The organism is Chryseobacterium sp. FG46 (genome assembly GCF_057809135.1).
In genome coordinates this window covers 38,688-57,621 of record NZ_JBMDJJ010000006.1, presented here as the reverse complement: position 1 = coordinate 57,621, position 18,934 = coordinate 38,688, and the positions used below count along the sequence as shown (strand labels likewise).

At 35.4% G+C, this 18,934-nt stretch carries 18 protein-coding genes; 9 read left to right on the top strand and 9 right to left on the bottom strand.

The features are described from left to right. Window positions 1-7: 7 nt before the first annotated feature. A complete protein-coding gene (locus tag ACODR7_RS06390; RefSeq protein ID WP_488838142.1) occupies window positions 8-2,884 on the bottom strand; it encodes a carboxypeptidase regulatory-like domain-containing protein in 2,877 nt (958 codons plus the stop codon). Window positions 2,885-3,132: 248 nt separating this feature from the next. Between ACODR7_RS06390 and ACODR7_RS06385 the strand changes: the two genes are divergently transcribed. The 4 genes from ACODR7_RS06385 to ACODR7_RS06370 all read left to right on the top strand — a co-directional run bounded on the left by ACODR7_RS06385 (window position 3,133) and on the right by ACODR7_RS06370 (window position 6,134). After that, entirely contained in the window at window positions 3,133-4,323 is a 1,191-nt protein-coding gene (locus ACODR7_RS06385) for an endonuclease/exonuclease/phosphatase family protein (protein ID WP_488838140.1), read from the top strand. Window positions 4,324-4,372: 49 nt separating this feature from the next. Next, window positions 4,373-4,792 carry a DUF6146 family protein gene (locus ACODR7_RS06380; protein WP_488838138.1) on the top strand — a complete coding sequence of 140 codons (420 nt, stop codon included), beginning with the start codon at window positions 4,373-4,375 and terminating at the stop codon, window positions 4,790-4,792. 253 nt (window positions 4,793-5,045) lie between these two features. Further along, a complete protein-coding gene (locus ACODR7_RS06375; RefSeq protein ID WP_137904416.1) occupies window positions 5,046-5,309 on the top strand; it encodes a hypothetical protein in 264 nt (87 codons plus the stop codon). A gap of 57 nt (window positions 5,310-5,366) precedes the next feature. After that, a complete protein-coding gene (locus ACODR7_RS06370; protein ID WP_076596014.1) occupies window positions 5,367-6,134 on the top strand; it encodes a GLPGLI family protein in 768 nt (255 codons plus the stop codon). 131 nt (window positions 6,135-6,265) lie between these two features. On the opposite strand, the gene ACODR7_RS06365 is transcribed toward ACODR7_RS06370, so the two are convergent. Together ACODR7_RS06365 and rho are read right to left on the bottom strand one after the other, a co-directional pair. Next, the gene (locus ACODR7_RS06365; protein ID WP_488838136.1) at window positions 6,266-6,862 is read right to left on the bottom strand and encodes a superoxide dismutase; all 597 of its coding nucleotides are present in this window, start codon (window positions 6,860-6,862) and stop codon (window positions 6,266-6,268) included. 190 nt (window positions 6,863-7,052) lie between these two features. Beyond that, on the bottom strand, window positions 7,053-8,891 hold the full coding sequence (gene rho / locus ACODR7_RS06360; protein ID WP_488838134.1) for a transcription termination factor Rho: 1,839 nt from the start codon (window positions 8,889-8,891) through the stop codon (window positions 7,053-7,055). Window positions 8,892-9,035: 144 nt separating this feature from the next. On the opposite strand from rho, the gene ACODR7_RS06355 reads away from it, so the two are divergent. From ACODR7_RS06355 to ACODR7_RS06340, 4 genes are all read left to right on the top strand, one after another. Next, window positions 9,036-9,425: a DUF4293 family protein gene (locus tag ACODR7_RS06355; RefSeq protein WP_488838132.1), complete on the top strand. Its 390-nt coding sequence runs from the start codon at window positions 9,036-9,038 to the stop codon at window positions 9,423-9,425. A 142-nt stretch (window positions 9,426-9,567) separates the two neighbouring features. Next, complete coding sequence (locus ACODR7_RS06350) at window positions 9,568-10,488, top strand: M28 family peptidase (protein ID WP_488838130.1); 921 nt, start codon at window positions 9,568-9,570, stop codon at window positions 10,486-10,488. Between the two features lie 228 nt (window positions 10,489-10,716). After that, window positions 10,717-12,555, top strand: coding sequence for an ABC transporter ATP-binding protein (locus ACODR7_RS06345; RefSeq protein WP_488838128.1), 1,839 nt, complete (start codon window positions 10,717-10,719; stop codon window positions 12,553-12,555). 18 nt (window positions 12,556-12,573) lie between these two features. Further along, the gene (locus tag ACODR7_RS06340) at window positions 12,574-12,921 is read left to right on the top strand and encodes a DUF1801 domain-containing protein (RefSeq protein WP_488838126.1); all 348 of its coding nucleotides are present in this window, start codon (window positions 12,574-12,576) and stop codon (window positions 12,919-12,921) included. Between the two features lie 50 nt (window positions 12,922-12,971). On the opposite strand, the gene ACODR7_RS06335 is transcribed toward ACODR7_RS06340, so the two are convergent. From ACODR7_RS06335 to ACODR7_RS06320, 4 genes are all read right to left on the bottom strand, one after another. After that, window positions 12,972-14,759, bottom strand: coding sequence for a hypothetical protein (locus ACODR7_RS06335; RefSeq protein WP_488838124.1), 1,788 nt, complete (start codon window positions 14,757-14,759; stop codon window positions 12,972-12,974). Window positions 14,760-15,123: 364 nt separating this feature from the next. After that, entirely contained in the window at window positions 15,124-15,444 is a 321-nt protein-coding gene (locus tag ACODR7_RS06330; RefSeq protein WP_488838122.1) for a helix-turn-helix domain-containing protein, read from the bottom strand. A 1-nt stretch (window position 15,445) separates the two neighbouring features. Then, window positions 15,446-15,859 (bottom strand): transposase, encoded by a 414-nt coding sequence (locus tag ACODR7_RS06325; RefSeq protein WP_488838120.1) that lies wholly within the window; start codon window positions 15,857-15,859, stop codon window positions 15,446-15,448. A 97-nt stretch (window positions 15,860-15,956) separates the two neighbouring features. Beyond that, window positions 15,957-16,526 (bottom strand): helix-turn-helix transcriptional regulator, encoded by a 570-nt coding sequence (locus tag ACODR7_RS06320; RefSeq protein ID WP_488838119.1) that lies wholly within the window; start codon window positions 16,524-16,526, stop codon window positions 15,957-15,959. Window positions 16,527-16,656: 130 nt separating this feature from the next. Here ACODR7_RS06320 and ACODR7_RS06315 point away from each other — a divergent pair, with 130 nt between their 5' ends. Next, window positions 16,657-16,824, top strand: coding sequence for a hypothetical protein (locus ACODR7_RS06315; RefSeq protein ID WP_488838117.1), 168 nt, complete (start codon window positions 16,657-16,659; stop codon window positions 16,822-16,824). A 572-nt stretch (window positions 16,825-17,396) separates the two neighbouring features. Here the strand turns inward: ACODR7_RS06315 and ACODR7_RS06310 are convergent. Together ACODR7_RS06310 and ACODR7_RS06305 are read right to left on the bottom strand one after the other, a co-directional pair. Beyond that, window positions 17,397-18,053: a phosphatidylserine decarboxylase family protein gene (locus ACODR7_RS06310; protein ID WP_488838115.1), complete on the bottom strand. Its 657-nt coding sequence runs from the start codon at window positions 18,051-18,053 to the stop codon at window positions 17,397-17,399. A 4-nt stretch (window positions 18,054-18,057) separates the two neighbouring features. Then, window positions 18,058-18,930, bottom strand: coding sequence for a phosphatidate cytidylyltransferase (locus ACODR7_RS06305; RefSeq protein WP_488838113.1), 873 nt, complete (start codon window positions 18,928-18,930; stop codon window positions 18,058-18,060). Window positions 18,931-18,934 lie beyond the last annotated feature (4 nt).

Below are 18,934 nucleotides of genomic sequence, written 5' to 3'. Positions count from 1 at the left end.
TAGTTTTTTAGAATCTGAATTGAAGATTAACAAAATAAGATCTACCCTGGTTATACCAATATTTAGGAGCGAATACCATGTTTCCGCTGTCGTAATCATTCGCATAATCAATATAGTTAACGTTTCTGGTCTGCTCAAATCCTCCTGTAATAAAGTTTCTGTTATTAAGGATGTTATTAACCGATGCAGACAGCAATACATAATACTTACCAATCAGCCAGGACTTCCCTGCATTGACATTGAAGAAGAATGCTGAAGGAAGCTTTGTAGGTGTAAGAACTCTTGCAAGTTCTTCATCAGTTACCTGATCATAAGGAACTCCAGGTGTGTTAGGATTGGTATAGAATCTTGCGGTTCTGGTTACCGGAGACGGATCCAGGAATGAATGTCCGAAATAGTTCCATGTTGCTCCCAGCCACCAGTATTTAGGACTGCTGTAACGAAGACCTAGCGTATATGCTTCCTGAGGCGTTCCACCCTGTCTGTAGTTTTTAAGTGTTGCTTCGCCCATATTGGTATAAGATCTTGATACGATATTTCCGTTCCCGTCAAGCTCTCTGAATGTTCCAACAGCGTCAGATGCAAAATAAACGGTAGGGTTATTGGTATACGTGTATTGCCCTAAGCTTAATAAACCACTTGCTGTTAAAGTAGGAGTTACTTTTACTTGTGCGCCAAGCTCAATCCCCATATTTCTTTTATTGGCTCCTGCCAATACCTGTGTAATGAAGGCACCATCCTGAACCGGAGCCTGATCACCACTCTCAGTAAGGTTTGTCAGTTTAATTCCTTGTGCGAAGTATCTTTGTACACTTGTTTCATTTTGAGTATTAACAAGGTAACCTGTCAGCCTAAGTTTAACAATCGGAGTAGAGATTACATAACTCAGATCGTTGGCATCAACAACAACATTCTTGATTCCCGGCGTTGTAACACCACTTACTCTTGTATTAAAATAAATATCATTTAAAAAAGGAGACTGTGAGAAGTAAGCTCCGTTATAAACAAGGAAGTTTCTACCATTAATTTTATAAGTAACCTGACCTTTCACCCCTGCATTCCAGAAGTTTTGGTCTGCACCTTTTCCATAAGAAGACTCATACAGATAATGTTGGAATAATCCTTCTCTGCTGTTTGTCGTATATTCGAATAATCCAGAAATGAAAACGTCAAATTTTCCTGTAGAGAATTTGAAAGCAGGGTTTATTTTGAATTCCTGTCTTCTGAAAATATAGCTGTACCCGATTTTATCACCCTCTCTTTTGGTAACATCAGTATCGTTTTCTCTTGTATTAAATTTTCCCCAAACACTTCCTGCAGTGGTGTTGGATGCAAATGGATCCATATTCAGGGCAAAATCAGCACCCAGAAGGTCATTTACTTCTCTGTACTGCTCAGATCTGTAATTCTGATAAGATAAATTTAAAATAAAACGGGAAGTATCGGTGAAGTTATAAGTATAGTGCGTAGACACATTCCATACTTTATCGTCTTTCACATCATCTACAAGATAATAAGCGGCTCTTCTTCCGCCCAATAATGCATTGTATTCTACATTTCGGTTGGCATTATAAAGATTATCCCAGTTGATCTGTGTGTGTGACTGGTCATCATTGGTCCACCAGTCTCTTGTGATTCCAATGTTGGCAGCCTGCTCAGGAGACGGATTTGTATAGTTTAACCAATAACTTGGTAGATTACGGTAATACGTTGGAGAAGGGTTATTGGCTCTGTACCAGTCCAGTCTTGAACTGTATTCTTTCCCAAATTGGTAAGAAACAGATGTCCATAGCTGAGAGTTTTTATTGATTTTCCAGAAATCCTGTAATTGAATCATCGGCTGGAAACCTCTTTTCACTCTTTCATTTCTTTTATCTCCGTTTTGCCATCCCCAATACGAGTTGTAATGAACACCTCTGAAGTCATATACTTCCTGAGTACTTGGACTTGAAGAGCTTCTTGCATATTTAGATCCAATGGCATTTAAAGTCATGGTATGACTATCACTGAATTTTTTTTCAATACCAAGATAGCCACTGTATGCGTCATAAGCGGTACCATCCTGAATCCCTTCCTGTGCCCATCTTCTTGCGATCATTCCTGTAAATGCCCATCCGTTCTTATTCATTCCGGATGAAAACCTGTAGGATAATCTGTTGGTATAATTTCTGTTGGTCAGAGAGTAGGTTAACTGACTTCCTTTTCTATACTCGCTGGCTTTTGTATTCTTATAAAATACTCCGGTAGTTCCTCCGAAAGCATATTCTGAAGGGGCATGGTTAGCTGCAATTTCCGGGTAACGGGTAATTTCGTTCAATCCTCCCCAGGTGCTGAAATCTACATCTCCATTATCTGCAGCGGCCATAGAAACCCCATTGATCATATTCTCACCTGTTCTGCTGTCAATTCCTCTTGGACGGAACCAGTAGGGACCTAAATCAAAACTTGCCATTCTGTTGAAAACATCCTGAGATGACTGTAATAACCCAACGGTTGCAGTTTGCTGTGCACCGCCACCGTCACTTTCCCCGGAATCTTCTATGATAGCTAACCCCTGATCTGCACCATTCAATGCAGAATAAAGAGTAATTACTCCAAGATCTTTTCTTTTCTCATCACTGGTTACATCAAATTCAAAAACTTTAGTTTCAAAATTGGGTTTTGTAACCATAATCTGATAATGTCCGGGCATCAAATCCGTAAATTGGAAATATCCGATTTTGTCTGCCTTTGCATCATTTCCTGCTCCTTTTAAATCTACACTTGCCTGCTCAACAGGCTTGCCTTCCGCATCCTTAAGATACGCAAACACTGTTGTCTGCGCATAATAATAGGACGCAGGCAGCAAGGTAAATAAAGAGATCAATGATAATTTTTTAATCATGAGTATATTTATTTTTTTAATACTTTTCTTGTTAATTTTCAACAATTTAAAAGTTGGGGGCACAAATTTAAACAAATTTTGCAATCCAGAACTTTTTTAACATATTTTTTTCTTAACATTGCAATCTTTTAAGAATCATTATAAAAGAGAGATTCGAATTACTGCTTTTAAATTTACAAATATTTAAAACGCAGTGAGTTAAAAAAAAGTAAATTTGTAATTAATAGAATAATAAAAACTCTAAAGAAATGAAGAGATTTTCGAGTCTGTTTGCCCTGTTTATTTCGATCGTGGCATTCTCACAACAACAAGGAAAACTGAGAAAAGTAGCAACTGTAGGTTTCCTAAATGTAGAAAACCTTTGGGATACTATTCGCTCAGCAGATTATATAGACGGAACCAAAGACATTAAAAATCCTGCTTTCCATAGAAGCATTCCGCTGGATTCTATTAAGTTTCTGGAAGCTGAAAAATATGACGGGCCATGGAGTGACGGAGCTTTAATTGGCAAAAAAGTAGTTAGAGAACAAGGGGGTTCTGAAGAGTTTACTCCAAAAAGTGCAAAGAACTACGGAAGTAAAATTTATAAGGCAAAACTGGCTAATGAAGCTAAGGTAATTTCTGAAATGGGAGCTCAGTATACCAAAACAGCTCCTGCAGTAGTAGGCTTAATTGAAGTTGAAAACAGACAAGTGATCCAGGATCTTGTGAACGAACCTGCCCTAAAGAAATATGATTACGGAATTATACACTACAATTCTTATGATTACAGAGGAATCGACGTAGCACTGATCTATCAGAAAAGAAGATTCACCCCTACCAATTCATTAAAAAAAGAACTGGTTATTTACGGTGACAACGGAAGAAGAGAATATACAAGAGATATTCTTGTGGTAACAGGATTTTTGGATAATGAAAAAGTAGCATTTTTCATGAACCACTGGCCTTCAAGAAGAGGTGGTGAAGCCATTTCTTTACCTAAAAGAAATGCTGCCGCAGCGTTATTAAAAAAACAAATGGACAGTGTAAGAGCTGCAGATCCCACTACAAAACTTTTTGCAATGGGCGACTTTAATGATGACCCTGTAAGCCCAAGTTTAAAAACCCACCTGAAAGCTCAGGCGAATCCGAAAGATTTAAGCGAAGAAACACCTTATCTTAACCTGATGTACCCTTTATATAAGAAAGGAGTTGCTTCTTTGGCTTATCAGGATGCCCCGAACCTGTTTGACCAGATTATCGTTTCAAAAAATGTAATTTCAGATCAGGTAACTAAAGAATATTCTGTTTACAAAACAGAAATCTTTGCCCCGCCTTACCTCGTTAATAAAGAAGGGAATTATAAAGGATATCCTTTCAGATCCTGGAATGGAGACCAGTTTACAGGAGGCTACAGTGATCACTTCCCGGCATTTGTAGTTCTTCAGAAAGAACCATAAAAAATTAGGCACTCTTATTGGAGTGCTTTTTTTATATAAATGTCACGTCATGAAAAATATTGTTTTATTAGTAATAATTGCCTTGATACCTTTCATCTGTTTTTCTCAGGAAACTCCGAAGAAAAATAAGGAGCAACCTGAAATGAAGCCCTCTAAAAATGAAGACGGAGAATGGGATCTTACGGTCATTGATACCCAATTTGACTATTTTCTGAGTGCTGTTGCAAAACCTGCCAGCCAGTATACAGAATCTTACCTGAAGACAAGAAACACATTCTTGGTCAACGAATGGAACAGCTATTACAATTCCGGAAGATACAGAAATGTCATAGAATCCGGAATAGATTATGATCCTAAGGAAAATTACGGGATCAGGTTTGAATATAAGTTATACCAGGTTTTTGTCTATGTAAACTGGAAGTATAAGCTAAGATTGAATGGATTATACGGAAGCGATGTAATAAGGTAAATTTAAAACATCCTCAATAAAAAGGTTCAAAGTAATTTTGAACCTTTTTTATATAAATGCTGTTTAAATTCCATTGAAATACTCAATAGAAAGTCTTTCTTAATAGTATTTCGAATTTCCGTAGTAAAAATACAATCCTTTAATTTAACGATGCAAAAAAACAACTAAAAAACAGAGAGTTAACATAAAAAAAATAGTTCACGACAAGTTGATTTTATTTTATATTTTAGTAATGAATTTTAAAAAACTCATTATGAAAAAAATTATTTTATTAGCAGCTTTCGGAGTTGCTGGATTAGTAAATGCTAAAAGCACAGTGGCATCAAATCTTTATTCCAAGGTTACAGAAATTAAAGAAGAGGAAAAGGAAAACAAAGTAAAAGCATTTGGATGTATGCAAGTTTTTGTTCAAACATCTTGCGGACTTAATTCATACACAACATGGTGTAGCGAATGGGGAACCGAGTGTTTAATGAGCGATGCAGAAGCCGTTGAACAAATTAACTGTCATCAGTAATAAAAAAAATAACTCAGATAGTTTATTTACTATCTGAGTTTTATAATTATGTAAAAAATGAAAAAAATATTACTACTATTTATTATTAGCATAACAACTTTCATTCAAGCACAAGAAGTGAAATCAAGTACCGTATTTTATTATAAGTACACGTTCATGCGTGATTCCTTAGATAAAGACCGGAAATTTGAAGAGACGATGGTACTACTTTCAGATGGTAAAGGATCTATCTATAAAAGCTTCTCAAAAATGCGTAGAGATTCAATCGTACAAAGCAACTTTGACAAAGGAAATTACACTATAAACTTTGCGTCCATGCCTCAAGCAAGGGTAAATCATGAGGTATTTTACAGTATAGACAAAAAAATCAAAGTGCTTGATAAAATTGTCAATAAGTTTTACGGATATCCCGCCGAAACAATAAACTGGACAATAGAAAATGAGAAAAAGAAAATAGGTGAATTTAATTGTCAGAAAGCAGTTTGTATGCTCGACAATAGAAAGTTTACTGCTTGGTTTACTTCTGACATACCATCTCATGATGGACCATTTCGATTTAAAGGACTCCCAGGACTGATTGTTGAAGTGTATGATTTAAACCATTATTTTACATTTAGTTTGGTTGGTGTTAAGAAACAAAGTTTGAATATAACCTTACCAAAAAACTTTATTGAAACAACAAAAGCAAATTTCATTAAAGAAAGAAACGATTTTTACGCTGATCCTGCTGGAAAAGCTAAAATGTATATGGGGAGTAGTGTTCAATTAGCAGACCCAAAGGTTATTAACGAAAAATTTAAAAAAGACAATCTATTCATAGATTAAAGGACAAAGGAGACTGTCTAAAAGCACCTTTCTCAGACTCTTGTGTGACAAATTTTGTCATTTAAGAAATTCTCAGAGTGTTGGTCTACCTTTTGAGACAGTCTCCTTTTCATTTTTATAATAGCTGAAAATTATTTATTGAATAATTCCTCTACTTTATCCCAGTTAACTACATCGAAGAATGCAGAAACATAGTCAGGTCTTCTGTTTTGGTAGTTTAAATAATAAGCGTGTTCCCAAACGTCTAATCCTAAAACCGGAGTTCCTTTAACGTCTGCTACAGGCATTAATGGGTTATCCTGGTTAGGTGTAGAAGAAACAGATACAGAACCGTCAGTATTTTTTACTAACCAAGCCCATCCTGAACCGAATCTTGTTTTAGCAGCCTCAGAAAAATCAGTTTTGAATTTATCAAAACCTCCGTAATTTTCGATAGCAGCCTTTACATTTCCTACAGGTTCTTTGCTTCCTCCAGGAGTTAAAATTTCCCAGAATAAAGAGTGGTTAAAGTGACCTCCTCCGTTATTTCTTACTGCTGGCTTGTCAGTTCCTGTCTGGCAGATTTCTTCAATAGTTTTTCCTGCTAGTTCAGTTCCTTCAATTGCTTTATTTAAATTGTCAATATATGCCTGGTGGTGTTTTGTATGGTGGATTTCCATAGTTCTTGCATCGATCGTTGGTTCCAATGCATCGTATGCATATCCTAGTTTTGGTAATTCAAATGACATAATCTTTATTTTTAATGTTATTATTCAAAATTAGCCAATATTTAAGGTATTATCAAGGATTGTGGATTACTTTAATAAATCTTTAACATTGATATATTGATTTAGAATGAATTAAGTTTTATTTTTTTATTGACAGTCAACAAAAAGCACGAATCAAGTGATCCGTGCTTTTCATTTAACAATATTAAATTTATTTATTCATAGACATCAGGAACTCTTCATTATTTAGGGTTCCTTTGATGTTTTTATCTACAAATTCCATCGCTTCTACAGGGTTCATCTCAGAAAGATATTTTCTAAGAATCCACATCCTCTGGGAAGTTACCTCGTCAAGAAGAAGATCATCTCTACGGGTACTTGATGACACAAGGTCAATAGCAGGATAAATTCTTCTGTTAGCAATTTTTCTATCTAACTGAAGTTCCATGTTACCGGTACCTTTGAATTCTTCAAAGATTACTTCATCCATCTTAGATCCCGTATCAATCAATGCTGTTGCAATAATTGTCAGAGACCCACCTCCTTCAATTTTTCTTGCTGCCCCGAAAAATCTCTTCGGCTTGTGGAGAGCATTTGCATCTACCCCACCGGAAAGAACTTTTCCTGATGCCGGAGTTACGGTATTATATGCTCTTGCCAATCTTGTGATAGAATCCAGTAAGATAACTACATCATGTCCGCATTCTACCATTCTTTGTGCTTTTGCAAGAACAAGATTAGCAACTTTTACGTGTTTTTCAGCAGCTTCATCAAATGTAGAAGCAATTACTTCTGCATTTACGCTTCTTTCCATATCAGTAACTTCTTCCGGACGCTCATCAATCAGAAGAACCATCATATAAACTTCCGGGTGGTTGGCCGCAATAGAATTAGCGATATCTTTAAGCAACATCGTTTTACCGGTTTTAGGCTGTGCAACAATCATTGCTCTCTGCCCTTTCCCGATAGGTGCGAATAAATCTACAATTCTTGTGGATACTGTAGAACCGCTTCCAGCAAGGTTGAATTTCTCTTCAGGGAAAAGCGGAGTAAGGTATTCAAAAGCAACACGGTCTTTGATAAATGCAAGGTCACGTCCGTTAACTTCTGTTGGCTTTAGCAATGAAAAGTATTTCTCCCCTTCTTTTGGAAGTCTTACAATTCCTTTCACGGTATCTCCGGTTTTTAACCCGTAATTCCTGATCTGAGCTGTAGAAACATACACATCATCCGGAGAAGAGATATAGCTGAAGTCTGAAGAACGTAAAAATCCGTAGTTATCCGGTAAGATTTCCAAAACCCCTTCAATACTTACCAATCCATCGAAATTGAATTCTTTTTTATGGTCATGCTGCTCTTCTCCTTTTTCAGAATGTCTGTTTTGATTCTGATTTTGGTTTTGATGCTGCTGGTGTTGTTGGTTTTGTTGGTTTTGATTTTTATGTTGGTTTCCACTGTTCTGTGGATGGTTGTGTCCTTTTGGAGGTCTGCTTGCCTGCTGTTGTTGAGGATTGTTAGGCTTTTCTTCAGCCTGAACAGGCTCTTGAGGTTCTGTGTTTTTTGGAGTTTCAGCTCTTTCCTGAGATACTTCTGCGTTAGCGGCATTGGTAGAAACTCTTTTTCTTTTCTTTTTTGCCTGAGCGCTTGCTGCTGATTCTTCTGTTGCTGTTGCTACGGCGGTTTCAGCTTTGGGTTCTTCCGGTTTTATTTCTTCAGAAGCAGGTATCTTTTCTTCTACTATTTCCTCTGTTTTATTTTCTACCGGAGCTTTTGCAATTGCTTTTGGCCTGGCTGGTGTTTTTTTCGGAGCAGCTTTTTTTGCCGGGGCTTTGGCAGGTTTCTCTGCTGGAGCCTCTTCAGTATTTACACTGGCGGTTTCGGTGGCGTTGAAATAATCTTTTGCAACTTTAGGGTTAGAAGCCTGAAAGTCAAGAATAGCAAAGATCTTGTCATTTTCATTGCTGGTTCTTGCAACTTTAACGCCCAAATCTTTTAAGATTTTAGTCAGTTCCGTTACGGATTTTGACCTTAACGTTTCTATGTTAAACATATTTAATGTAAAAATGTAATTAATTGTGAGTAAGAAAAGTAAGTCCGGTGACTTTGGTTTTCAAGTACATTGTATAATGCAAATCTACACTTATTTTTGAATTGTGCAAAATTTATATTATTTTTGCCAAGAATTTAATATTCAATGCTACAGAGAATACAAACCATATGGACCTTATTAGCAGTTTTAGCTGCAGTTTTCCTTTTTATAACAGGACAGGATGTTGTCATTTCAGACAGTATTCCTTTACTTAATATAAGCTGTATAGTACTTGTTATCACCGGAGCATTAAGTATTTTCAGTTTCAAAAACAGAAAAAGACAAATTTTGCTGAATACCATCAGCATCATTATAAACGTTTTGTTGATTGGTGTATTGGCGTACTGGTTACTAAACTTATCCGGAGGAATTCAAATTCCTGAGAAGGGTATTGAGCCGATTTTCCCATTGATTGCGGTAATCTGTCTGCTTATAGCAAACGTTTACATCCGTAAAGATGAGAGGCTCGTAAAATCTGTAGACAGACTTCGATAGCCTTACAACGATTTTTTGAGTGAGAACAGCTTCTTTTAAGGAGCTGTTTTTTTATTAATCTCCATTCTTAATTTAATTTATGTAAATTCATTGCAACTTTTTGATTAAAAACACGACAGATACTATAACTTAATAAAAAACAATGAAAAAGCTAACATATCTTACTTTATCACTATTCTCCATATTTACCTTTGGACAGGAGGTTTCCAAAGAAAGAGTAAAAACAGTTCTTTCCACTCTCGCTTCAGATGAAATGAAAGGTCGTGAAATCGGGACTCAGGAAAATGAAAATGCTGCCAATTATATCGCTAAACTTTTCAAAGAAAATAATTTGGAATATTGTACCGGAAAATCTTATCTGGTTCCTTTTGACTACAACGGAAAGACGGTATACAATGTTTGCGGAATCAAAAAAGGAAAATCAGATCAGTATCTTGGTTTTTCAGGGCATTTTGATCATATCGGAACCAGTGATAAAAGCGGAGATAATATTTATAACGGAGCAGATGATGACGCGAGCGGAATCACTACTCTGGTAGGTATTGCTGATTATTTTAAAAACAAAAAACCGGAATTCTCCATGGTGTTTATGGCATTCAATGGAGAGGAAAAAGGAATGCTGGGCTCACGAGCTATTTCCACAGATAAAAATCTGGATCATATTTATAATAAGATGACAGCTCTTTTCAATTTCGAAATGGTAGCTACAGAATCTCAATGGGGGAAAAACGCATTATATATGACAGGAGACGGATTCTCAGATCTTGACGAGCTTTTCAATAAAAATGCAGTAAACGGATTAAAAATTAATGCAGATCCTTATGCGAAACAGCAGTTGTTTTACCGTTCAGACAATGTGAGTTTTGTAAAAAAGAAAATCATTGCCCATTCATTTTCTACCGTTGATATGACAAAAGCATCTCATTATCATCACGAAAATGATGATGTCAATATTGTAAACTTCGATAACATGACACAGATCATCAATAACTTTGGAAAAACACTGGATAAACTGGGTCCTAAAAATTTTGCTCCGAAGTATAATGACCAAGTTAAATTTTAAGTGAAATCATAAAAATTGCTCTTGCAGCAGTTTTTTTACTAAATAGCAATACCTTCTTATTTCCTGTTCTTAAGCCATGTTAAGGTTTATTTATTAAAAAAAAAAGCTGAATAGCGCTGGGTTGTAACAAAAAGATACTTTTTGAAACTTATCCAATAAAGTAAAACAGGATTAAGAACGTCTTATCTTGTAATTTTACGTAATTTTGCTATCCAATTTTTTCATTGAATGAACGAGTATAAAAAAATCTTAAAGTTCGCGAGACCACATCAGAAATATATCTACGGCAGTTTATTTTTCAATATCCTGTACTCTGTATTTCAGATTGCTTCCTTAGGGACCATTCTACCGGTTTTGGGAATGCTTTTTGGCACCATAAGACCTGAGAAATATAAAACTGCACCTGTTTATTCCGGTGATCTTATTGACTTTTTCTCTTTTGCAAAAGATTATTCCAATTATTTTATTCAGTCATTAGTTTCTGAATATGGCTCTCTAAAAGTACTTGCCTGGTTATGCATTATCACAGCATTTATGTTCCTCTTAAGAAATATTTTCAGGTATTTAGGCTCACTTTTATTGATCAACTACCGTGTAGGTGTTACTAAAGATTTACGGGGAGCTATGTACAGGAAAATATTGACTTTACCTGTTTCTTTTTTTACAGAAAGCCGAAAAGGAGATATGATGTCCCGCATGTCTAATGACGTAGGAGAAGTGGAAGGAAATATTCTGGGAAGCTTAGTTGAATTAATCAACGCGCCTTTTATGTTGATCAGCACTTTGATTTCTTTATTTATTGTGAGTCCGGAAATGACACTTTTCTCATTATTGGTATTGCCTGTAATGGGAACAATGATCGCTTTGATTGGAAAAAGTCTAAAAAAAGACTCCCATGAAGCACAACATGAGCTAGGAACCATCTTTTCTATCGTAGACGAAACACTAAAATCTTCAAAGGTTATTAAAATATTTAATGCTGAAAAGATCATGGATAACCGCTTCATGCAGTCCATGAACAGATGGATTTCCAGCTCAATGAGCTTGGGAAAAAAGAAAGAATTAGCATCGCCAATGAGTGAATTTCTAGGTTCTATTACCTTTTTAATCATTGCATGGTATGGAGGAAAACAGATTATTGTAGACCAAAGTTTATCGCCTGCAGGGTTTTTGGTATTCTTGGGAATGTTTTTCCAAATCTTACCACCGGCCAAAAGCTTATCTACATCCATTTCCAATGTACAGAAAGGAGAAGCTTCATTGAAAAGAGTATTGGAAATTCTTGATGCAGACGTAAAAATTGATGAAATACCCAATCCTGTTTCGATCTCAACATTAAATCATTCCATCGAATTTAATAATATTGGCTTTTATTACGATAAAGATCATACCATTCTTAAAAACTTCTCACTTTCAATTCCAAAAGGGAAAACAGTTGCTCTTGTTGGGCAAAGCGGAAGTGGTAAAACAACAATTGCCAATCTTTTAGCAAGATTCTATGATGTTTCTGAGGGAGAGATCATGATTGACGGCACCAATATTAAACATTTAAAATTAGATGAATACCGCAAGCTTCTGGGAATGGTAACCCAGGAATCTGTATTATTCAATGATTCCGTTTATAATAATATTCTGATGGGTAAACCTGATGCTACCAGAGAAGAAGTAATTGCTGCAGCAAAAATTGCCAATGCAGACGCATTTATCACAACACTTCCTGAAGGTTATGATTCCAATATCGGAGATGACGGTGGTAAACTTTCCGGAGGTCAGAAACAAAGGGTTTCTATTGCCAGAGCGGTATTGAAAAACCCGCCAATCATGATTCTGGATGAAGCAACCTCTGCACTGGATACGGAATCCGAAAGATTCGTTCAGGATGCACTGGAGAAAATGATGGAAAACAGAACTTCTTTAGTCATTGCCCACCGTCTTTCAACCATTCAGAAAGCAGACTGGATTGTAGTGATGGAAAAAGGTGATATTGTAGAGCAGGGAACTCATCATGACCTGATCGCTAAAAAAGGAATGTATAACAAACTTGTTGAGCTTCAAAATTTTGACTAATATTTTAATTCAATTAAAATGAACCCTATACAAGAGTATTTCTACAGAATCGAAGAGCCTGAAAGAAGTACTCTTTTATTTTTACGTGATTCTATTTTAGCTTCAGATCCGGAAAACATTACCGAAACATTCAGTTTCGGACTTCCGTTTATCAAATACAAAAAGAAAATGCTGTGCTACTTTTATTACAGCAAAAAATACAAAAAGCATTATCTGAGCTTTTATCATGGTGACAGACTTGATTATCCTGAATTGATCCAGGATGGCAGAAAGAAGTTTAAAATCCTTCTTATCGATATGGATAAGGATATCCCTGTGGAATTAATATTAAACATGATACAGGACGTTAAAAAACATATAAAATAAAAAACTCCGGCACGAATAATCGTGCCGGAGTCATCTTTAAAAACCTTTTATCATTGTGTGTTTATCCCATTGAATTCTGCCTGTTTGATTGCCCAAGCCACTACATTAGCGAAAATAATTGAGTTCTGTACAGCCATACTTCCTAACGTATTTCCGTTACCTGCAAAACCATAAGCAGCTTTTGCTACCGGAAAATTACTGGTATTTGTAGCAAATGGATAAGCCGTATTACTTGCAATTGTTCCATTGGCGTTGAAGTTACTCAAAAATCCACCATCACCTACAAAGAAGAGATTTAAATTCTTATGCTTAAACATAGTTGTTCCTGCGAATACACTCGTAGAGTTTATAGCACTAGCCCCGCTATATGAAGTAATAAAAGATTCAGAAACTCCGTCTAATGCGGATGTTGCACTCGCATCTTCACCCCAGTTTTTACCTCTTACATCACCAAACGGACCATTAAGAATCTCATCATTAATATTGATCATCTGATATACAGCTCCTCCACTGTTTCTTCCCGTAGCATTAATCTGAGGACTTGCAAATATACTTCTCATCAGAGCCTGAATAGAAGCGTTTTCTTCCAGCTGGGCAATTACTACTCCTCCTTTATTAAGATAGTCCACAATAGCGGTTCTTTCTGCTGCGTTAGGAGAATAAGGATACCCCATGATAACAATATCAGGTTTGTTATTAAGAGCCGCAATAGCAGGCGCTCCATCTGCGGGTGCAAGGTGAGTAAATCCTTCAAATTTAACCACACTAGTTGCTAATGTTCCGAAATTAGCAGCAGCATCCATTAAATTTCTGGAGGCATCTTCTTCTGCACTGTAACCATGATCTCCAGTACCACCAAGATGTACAACTGTTTTTAAAGGGATAACTACAATTACATTTACTGTACAAGTTGTAGATACGCCTCCCTGGCTGTCGGAAGTAATGGTCATTGTCTTCACTGATGTAGAAGTTGGAGTTCCTGTTCCGCTTAATGTAATATTCTGATTTCCTGTAGAGGTAAATGTCCCTGATCCTCTGAAAGAAATTCCGTCAACGGTATTGGTTGTAACCGTGTAACTTCCCAATGCCGAAACATTTACAGGCAATGTAATTGTATTGGACGCTGTAAGTGCTGTTCCGACTTTATACACTCCATTTACGGTTGCACTTCCACAGCTCATTGTATACGTTCCGGCAGGACTTAATACATTCACTGTAACAGCAGGTGTACATGTAACATCTACTCCATTGGCAGAAAGCTGTACATTATCAACCTGTATAAGAGCAGGTATGCCCTGTCCCGAAACCTGTACCGTCTGCACTCCTGTATTAAGGAATACCCCTGTTCCGTAAAAATTATATCCATTGGTTGTTGTTCCTGTAATCGTATAATTTCCAACTTTGGTTACATTTACGGATACGCTAAGATAATTAGAAGCAGTAAGTTCTTTACTCTGAATGTAGGTCCCCATGGCTTTCGTATTGGAACAGTCAATGGTAAAAACAGATTTTCCCATTTGTCCGCAGACACTTTTCCATTCATTATCGGCAAGACTCCAGTAATTAATACAGTCTTCCGTAGTATTATAAATTGTCAAACCATCATCTTGAGAGGTGTTGATTACAATAGCATTTCTTTGTGCTTCAGTAAGTCTAGGGATAAGAACCCCTTTGTTGTTATTACTAGAAACAACATCCAATACAGAATTGGCATTAGGCGTTGTAGTATTAATACCTACTGCACCATTGGTGCTTTGAGAATAATATTCTCCAAAAGCAAAGAGAAGTGCAATTAAAATGCACTTGATCGAGGGAGTTGTAAATTTTGTACTCATCATATTAAGTTATAATTGTTTAATGGTTAATTATTTTAACTAAAATTATAAAACTTTTCACAAAAATAATAACAACATTTACTTAATAACATAATTTTAGCTACGCAATACTACTCATGAGTAGTTAAACTCACAAATAACCAGCAACTTATATCATATATTAAACAATAATTAAATTTAAATGATTTTATAAAAAATAAAAATGATTATGGATATTAAAAAAAACAATCAAGACATTAAGAACATCAAAACATGCTTCGCTTTAAGCATAAAAACAAAACAATGTCTTATGTTTTAAATTCTTGATAAATACCTTAAATACCAAATAGTTTTTGATAACGTAAAAGATCCTGGCAAAAACACCTTTTTATTCCTTAAAAATAGTTTTCCATTTGGAAATAGTATTTCTGCTTATTTTAAACTGTCTGCCCAGCTGGAGATTATTAAGTCCGTTCTGTTTCTGGTATTTCAGAATTTTCAATATAGATTTTTCGTCATATGAACGAAGTCTTTGATTATTAAATCCAACCGCATATTCAGGCTCCCCAAAAACCATCTGATTAAACTTCAGAACATCAAAAGCTGAATTCAATGTTTTAAGCTTAAGCCTGATTGTAGCATCTATTAGCTTTTCCGGGAATTTTTCTTCGAGAATATCAGTATAAATCTGTTTGTAATCAGGAGTCATATTATATTTTTTTCATCCATTTGTATAAAGTGGTTTTAGGTATTTTATACCTTTCCACAGCATCGCTGACAGTCATTGTTCCGGCTTTTATTTTTTCCAGAATAAAATCCTTCACCTCTTGCGTATAAATGCTTTTTCTAAAAATCAGGGTATTTTCCTTTTTTCTGAATGCATTATCAATTCTGGACTGCGGAGAATATAAAATTAGATGCCCGGTATAAAATCTAAAGAAATCAAACTTTAAAAGCTTGCACCATTTCAGCAGGATATCAGTATCCATACTTTTTGTATGGTACATTTTTTCTATATCTTCTTCCGTTTGCTCGAAAAATCTGCAGATTCTTTCTATGGAAATCTGATGCTCTTCTACCTTGGACCTGATAAGATCCCCAATATTAATATCCTTAATATTCATCACAATATTTTTAAGTAAAAATATTGACAAGAGAATCAAAAATTACCATGAAACACTACTCAAAACTACGTATAAGTAATAAAAAACGGAATTCTGTTTAAATTTTTATAAGAAAGCTGTTGATATTGATCTCCGAGGAAATATTCAGCTTTTTCCGGATTCTGTATTTTTTACTTTCTACAGCGCGAATACTGTTATTGGTACACTGTGCTATTTTCTTGGTATCAAAATCCAGCTTCATCAAAGTACAAAAATACAACTCGGAATGAATGAGATTAGGATTGATCTTTAAAAGATCTGGAATAAAATGAGGAAAAAATACCTGAAACTTTTCAAAAAACATAGGCGAATTGTTTTCTGCCAGTGTTAAAATCTCCCTGATATTTTCTTCCGAAAGATGATTGATAAGCATTTGATGCTTCATCAGCTCTGCATTTGTTTTTACAAGATCTTTGATGGTAGAATCTTTCTCATTTTTATCTGTAATTAACCCATGAATAAGCTGATCTTTCTGGGTAATAAAAACGATATCCACCAGGAAAGAGGCAACAGAAAACAAAATATTCAGCAATTTTATGGTCTTAAAATCCTCTTTTTCTATAAATCTGCTTTTAGGAAGAAAATCAAAATCAAAGTAAAGGCAAGCAATAAAGTTAATGGTGATCATAAAAGCAATAAAAAAAATCGCAAAAGCATCTTTTTTATAGTTCAGAAAGAATGGAACGGCAAACAAAAGACAAAAATAAAAATATTCTACCCCTGCACTTTTATAGCTGTAAATATTAAAAAAGTTAACTATGAAAGTCAGTAAAATAAAAACACCAATTATAAAAGGTTTCAAAATTCTTTTAAATCTTTTTGTTTTACCCTTTACAGCTATTAAAATTAACCAGAAAAAAGTAATTGCGATAAGAAATGTTGAAATCAATATATCACCAAAAAAAGTAATAATAAAAATGGAATAAAACAAAAATATAAAAAACAATAAAAGCAGGTACTTGTTAATAAGATCCTGATAAAGCCCGTCAAAACCATCTGCTTTTTTGTCGGGTTCACCATTAATTATCTTATATAAGAAATTATAAATCATCTTAATTTTTATTACATATCACAGATAGGGATTTGAACCACCGCTGCTAAAAAGCATATATATCAAAGTTTTATAAATAAAATCAGCTTTTATTTTTTTTTATTTATAAAACGTTATTTCGCCGTTTACACAATTAAATTTACTAAAAAAAGATGATTATTTATTAAAAAAAAACATGATAAGCTACCTTTTTTAAAGCCTGCAAAATTACTACTCTGAAGTTAAAGAGCGATACAGTACTCATACGCAATAGTACTCATGCGTAATTAAACTCAAACAAAAACATACCCCTTAAAAAGGGAGTGTCCTAAAAGTCAGTAACACCTTCTGAGATTCGGTTATTTATATACTCCTCCTGTATAGGGGTACGAATAAAATCAGCAAAAATTGAGGCTGTCCAAACTTTTCGGACAGCCTCTTTAGATTTTGTATTTACGATAAGATACTTTAGTTTTCTTTCAGTTTGGCAATGATATCCTCACCACCTTTTGTAATATCACCGATTTTACAGATAATCTCAGTATCCAAAGGCAGAAATACGTCCATTCTGGAACCGAATTTAATAAATCCGAATTCATGTCCGGCTTTTGCCTTATCCCCTTCATTACAGTAGAAAACAATTCTTCTTGCTACATAACCTGCAATCTGTCTGAAGACCACTTTATGATTAGTCATCGTCTGAATAGCTACCGTAGTTCTTTCGTTCTCCGTAGAAGACTTTTCATGCCATGCAACAAGATACTTACCAGGGTGGTATTTTTTGTAAATCACTTCTCCCGAAACCGGATATCTACAAATGTGAACATTGAGAGGAGACATAAAAATAGAAACCTGGATAGCTTTTCCTTTGATAAACTCACCCTCTTCCACTTCTTTGATCATTACCACTTTTCCGTCCACCGGAGCAATTACGTTTTCTCTGTGATCAAGAATATTACGATCAGGAACTCTGAAGAACCAGAAAACTAAACCGTAAATAACCAACAAAGGCATAATGATCACCAGTGACCATATTTTAAGGAAATAGATTGCCAGAGCACCCAGAATAATAAAAAGCAGGGTTGCAACGGTAATCGTTCCTTTCGATTCTCTATGTAATTTCATGAGACTAAATAAATTTTTCTAAAATAAAGTACAAATATACGACAGGAACACAGATAATAAAACTATCAAGTCTGTCCAAAACTCCTCCATGTCCAGGAATGATATTTCCACTATCCTTTACACCAAAGTTTCTCTTCAATTGACTCTCCACCAGATCTCCTAAAGGAGCAAAGGCAGCAACCAAAAATCCTACAACCATCCAGTTTCCTCTCAGCTCAGGCTGATAGTGTTCAATAAAATAGGATAAAACCAATGTTAAAACAACACCTCCGGCATAGCCTTCCCATGTTTTTTTAGGGGATATTTTAGGGGCCATTTTATGTTTGCCGAAGAACTTCCCTACCAGATAAGCAAAGGTATCGCTACTCCAGATCAGAATGAACAGAAACAGAACCTCCAAAGAGAAACTATCACTATAGCTGGAGAACTTTGGCAGCCCTAATGCAAAACTAAATGGCAAGGCTACGTAGATTACGGTAAAAATAAGTTTCCCACTGTCGAAGTATAGCTCGTTGGGATATTTGAATAAAGTAACCACAGCAATCCCAATAAGAGCCAGTGCCAGTATTTCACTAAGCCTGAAATCAAAAAAGAAATCGTGATTAAAGTATCTTTTGGAAAACATGTAGAAAATAAAAATGACCAATGGATATACGACCCATTTTTCATAGCCGTTTCCAAACTTCATGATTTTAACACATTCCCAGGTTCCAACAATCAGCAGCAGACTCATCAATCCATGATAAAGATACTGTTGCTTGACAAGACCCGGTGCAATATTGTTCAGCAGCTGTGCTCCCAGCGGAGTAGAACAAAGAATAATGATAGCTACATAAACGATACCTGATAGGGTTCTTTGAATGAGATTTTTGTCCAAAATT

What these genes read in the sequence shown, in the direction of transcription:
- ACODR7_RS06390 (WP_488838142.1), bottom strand. Translation starts at nt 2,884, where the DNA reads ATGATTAAAAAATTATCATTGATCTCTTTATTTACCTTGCTGCCTGCG.
- ACODR7_RS06385 (WP_488838140.1), top strand. Translation starts at nt 3,133, where the DNA reads ATGAAGAGATTTTCGAGTCTGTTTGCCCTGTTTATTTCGATCGTGGCA.
- ACODR7_RS06380 (WP_488838138.1), top strand. Translation starts at nt 4,373, where the DNA reads ATGAAAAATATTGTTTTATTAGTAATAATTGCCTTGATACCTTTCATC.
- ACODR7_RS06375 (WP_137904416.1), top strand. Translation starts at nt 5,046, where the DNA reads ATGAAAAAAATTATTTTATTAGCAGCTTTCGGAGTTGCTGGATTAGTA.
- ACODR7_RS06370 (WP_076596014.1), top strand. Translation starts at nt 5,367, where the DNA reads ATGAAAAAAATATTACTACTATTTATTATTAGCATAACAACTTTCATT.
- ACODR7_RS06365 (WP_488838136.1), bottom strand. Translation starts at nt 6,862, where the DNA reads ATGTCATTTGAATTACCAAAACTAGGATATGCATACGATGCATTGGAA.
- rho (WP_488838134.1), bottom strand. Translation starts at nt 8,891, where the DNA reads ATGTTTAACATAGAAACGTTAAGGTCAAAATCCGTAACGGAACTGACT.
- ACODR7_RS06355 (WP_488838132.1), top strand. Translation starts at nt 9,036, where the DNA reads ATGCTACAGAGAATACAAACCATATGGACCTTATTAGCAGTTTTAGCT.
- ACODR7_RS06350 (WP_488838130.1), top strand. Translation starts at nt 9,568, where the DNA reads ATGAAAAAGCTAACATATCTTACTTTATCACTATTCTCCATATTTACC.
- ACODR7_RS06345 (WP_488838128.1), top strand. Translation starts at nt 10,717, where the DNA reads ATGAACGAGTATAAAAAAATCTTAAAGTTCGCGAGACCACATCAGAAA.
- ACODR7_RS06340 (WP_488838126.1), top strand. Translation starts at nt 12,574, where the DNA reads ATGAACCCTATACAAGAGTATTTCTACAGAATCGAAGAGCCTGAAAGA.
- ACODR7_RS06335 (WP_488838124.1), bottom strand. Translation starts at nt 14,759, where the DNA reads ATGATGAGTACAAAATTTACAACTCCCTCGATCAAGTGCATTTTAATT.
- ACODR7_RS06330 (WP_488838122.1), bottom strand. Translation starts at nt 15,444, where the DNA reads ATGACTCCTGATTACAAACAGATTTATACTGATATTCTCGAAGAAAAA.
- ACODR7_RS06325 (WP_488838120.1), bottom strand. Translation starts at nt 15,859, where the DNA reads ATGAATATTAAGGATATTAATATTGGGGATCTTATCAGGTCCAAGGTA.
- ACODR7_RS06320 (WP_488838119.1), bottom strand. Translation starts at nt 16,526, where the DNA reads ATGATCACCATTAACTTTATTGCTTGCCTTTACTTTGATTTTGATTTT.
- ACODR7_RS06315 (WP_488838117.1), top strand. Translation starts at nt 16,657, where the DNA reads ATGAAAGTCAGTAAAATAAAAACACCAATTATAAAAGGTTTCAAAATT.
- ACODR7_RS06310 (WP_488838115.1), bottom strand. Translation starts at nt 18,053, where the DNA reads ATGAAATTACATAGAGAATCGAAAGGAACGATTACCGTTGCAACCCTG.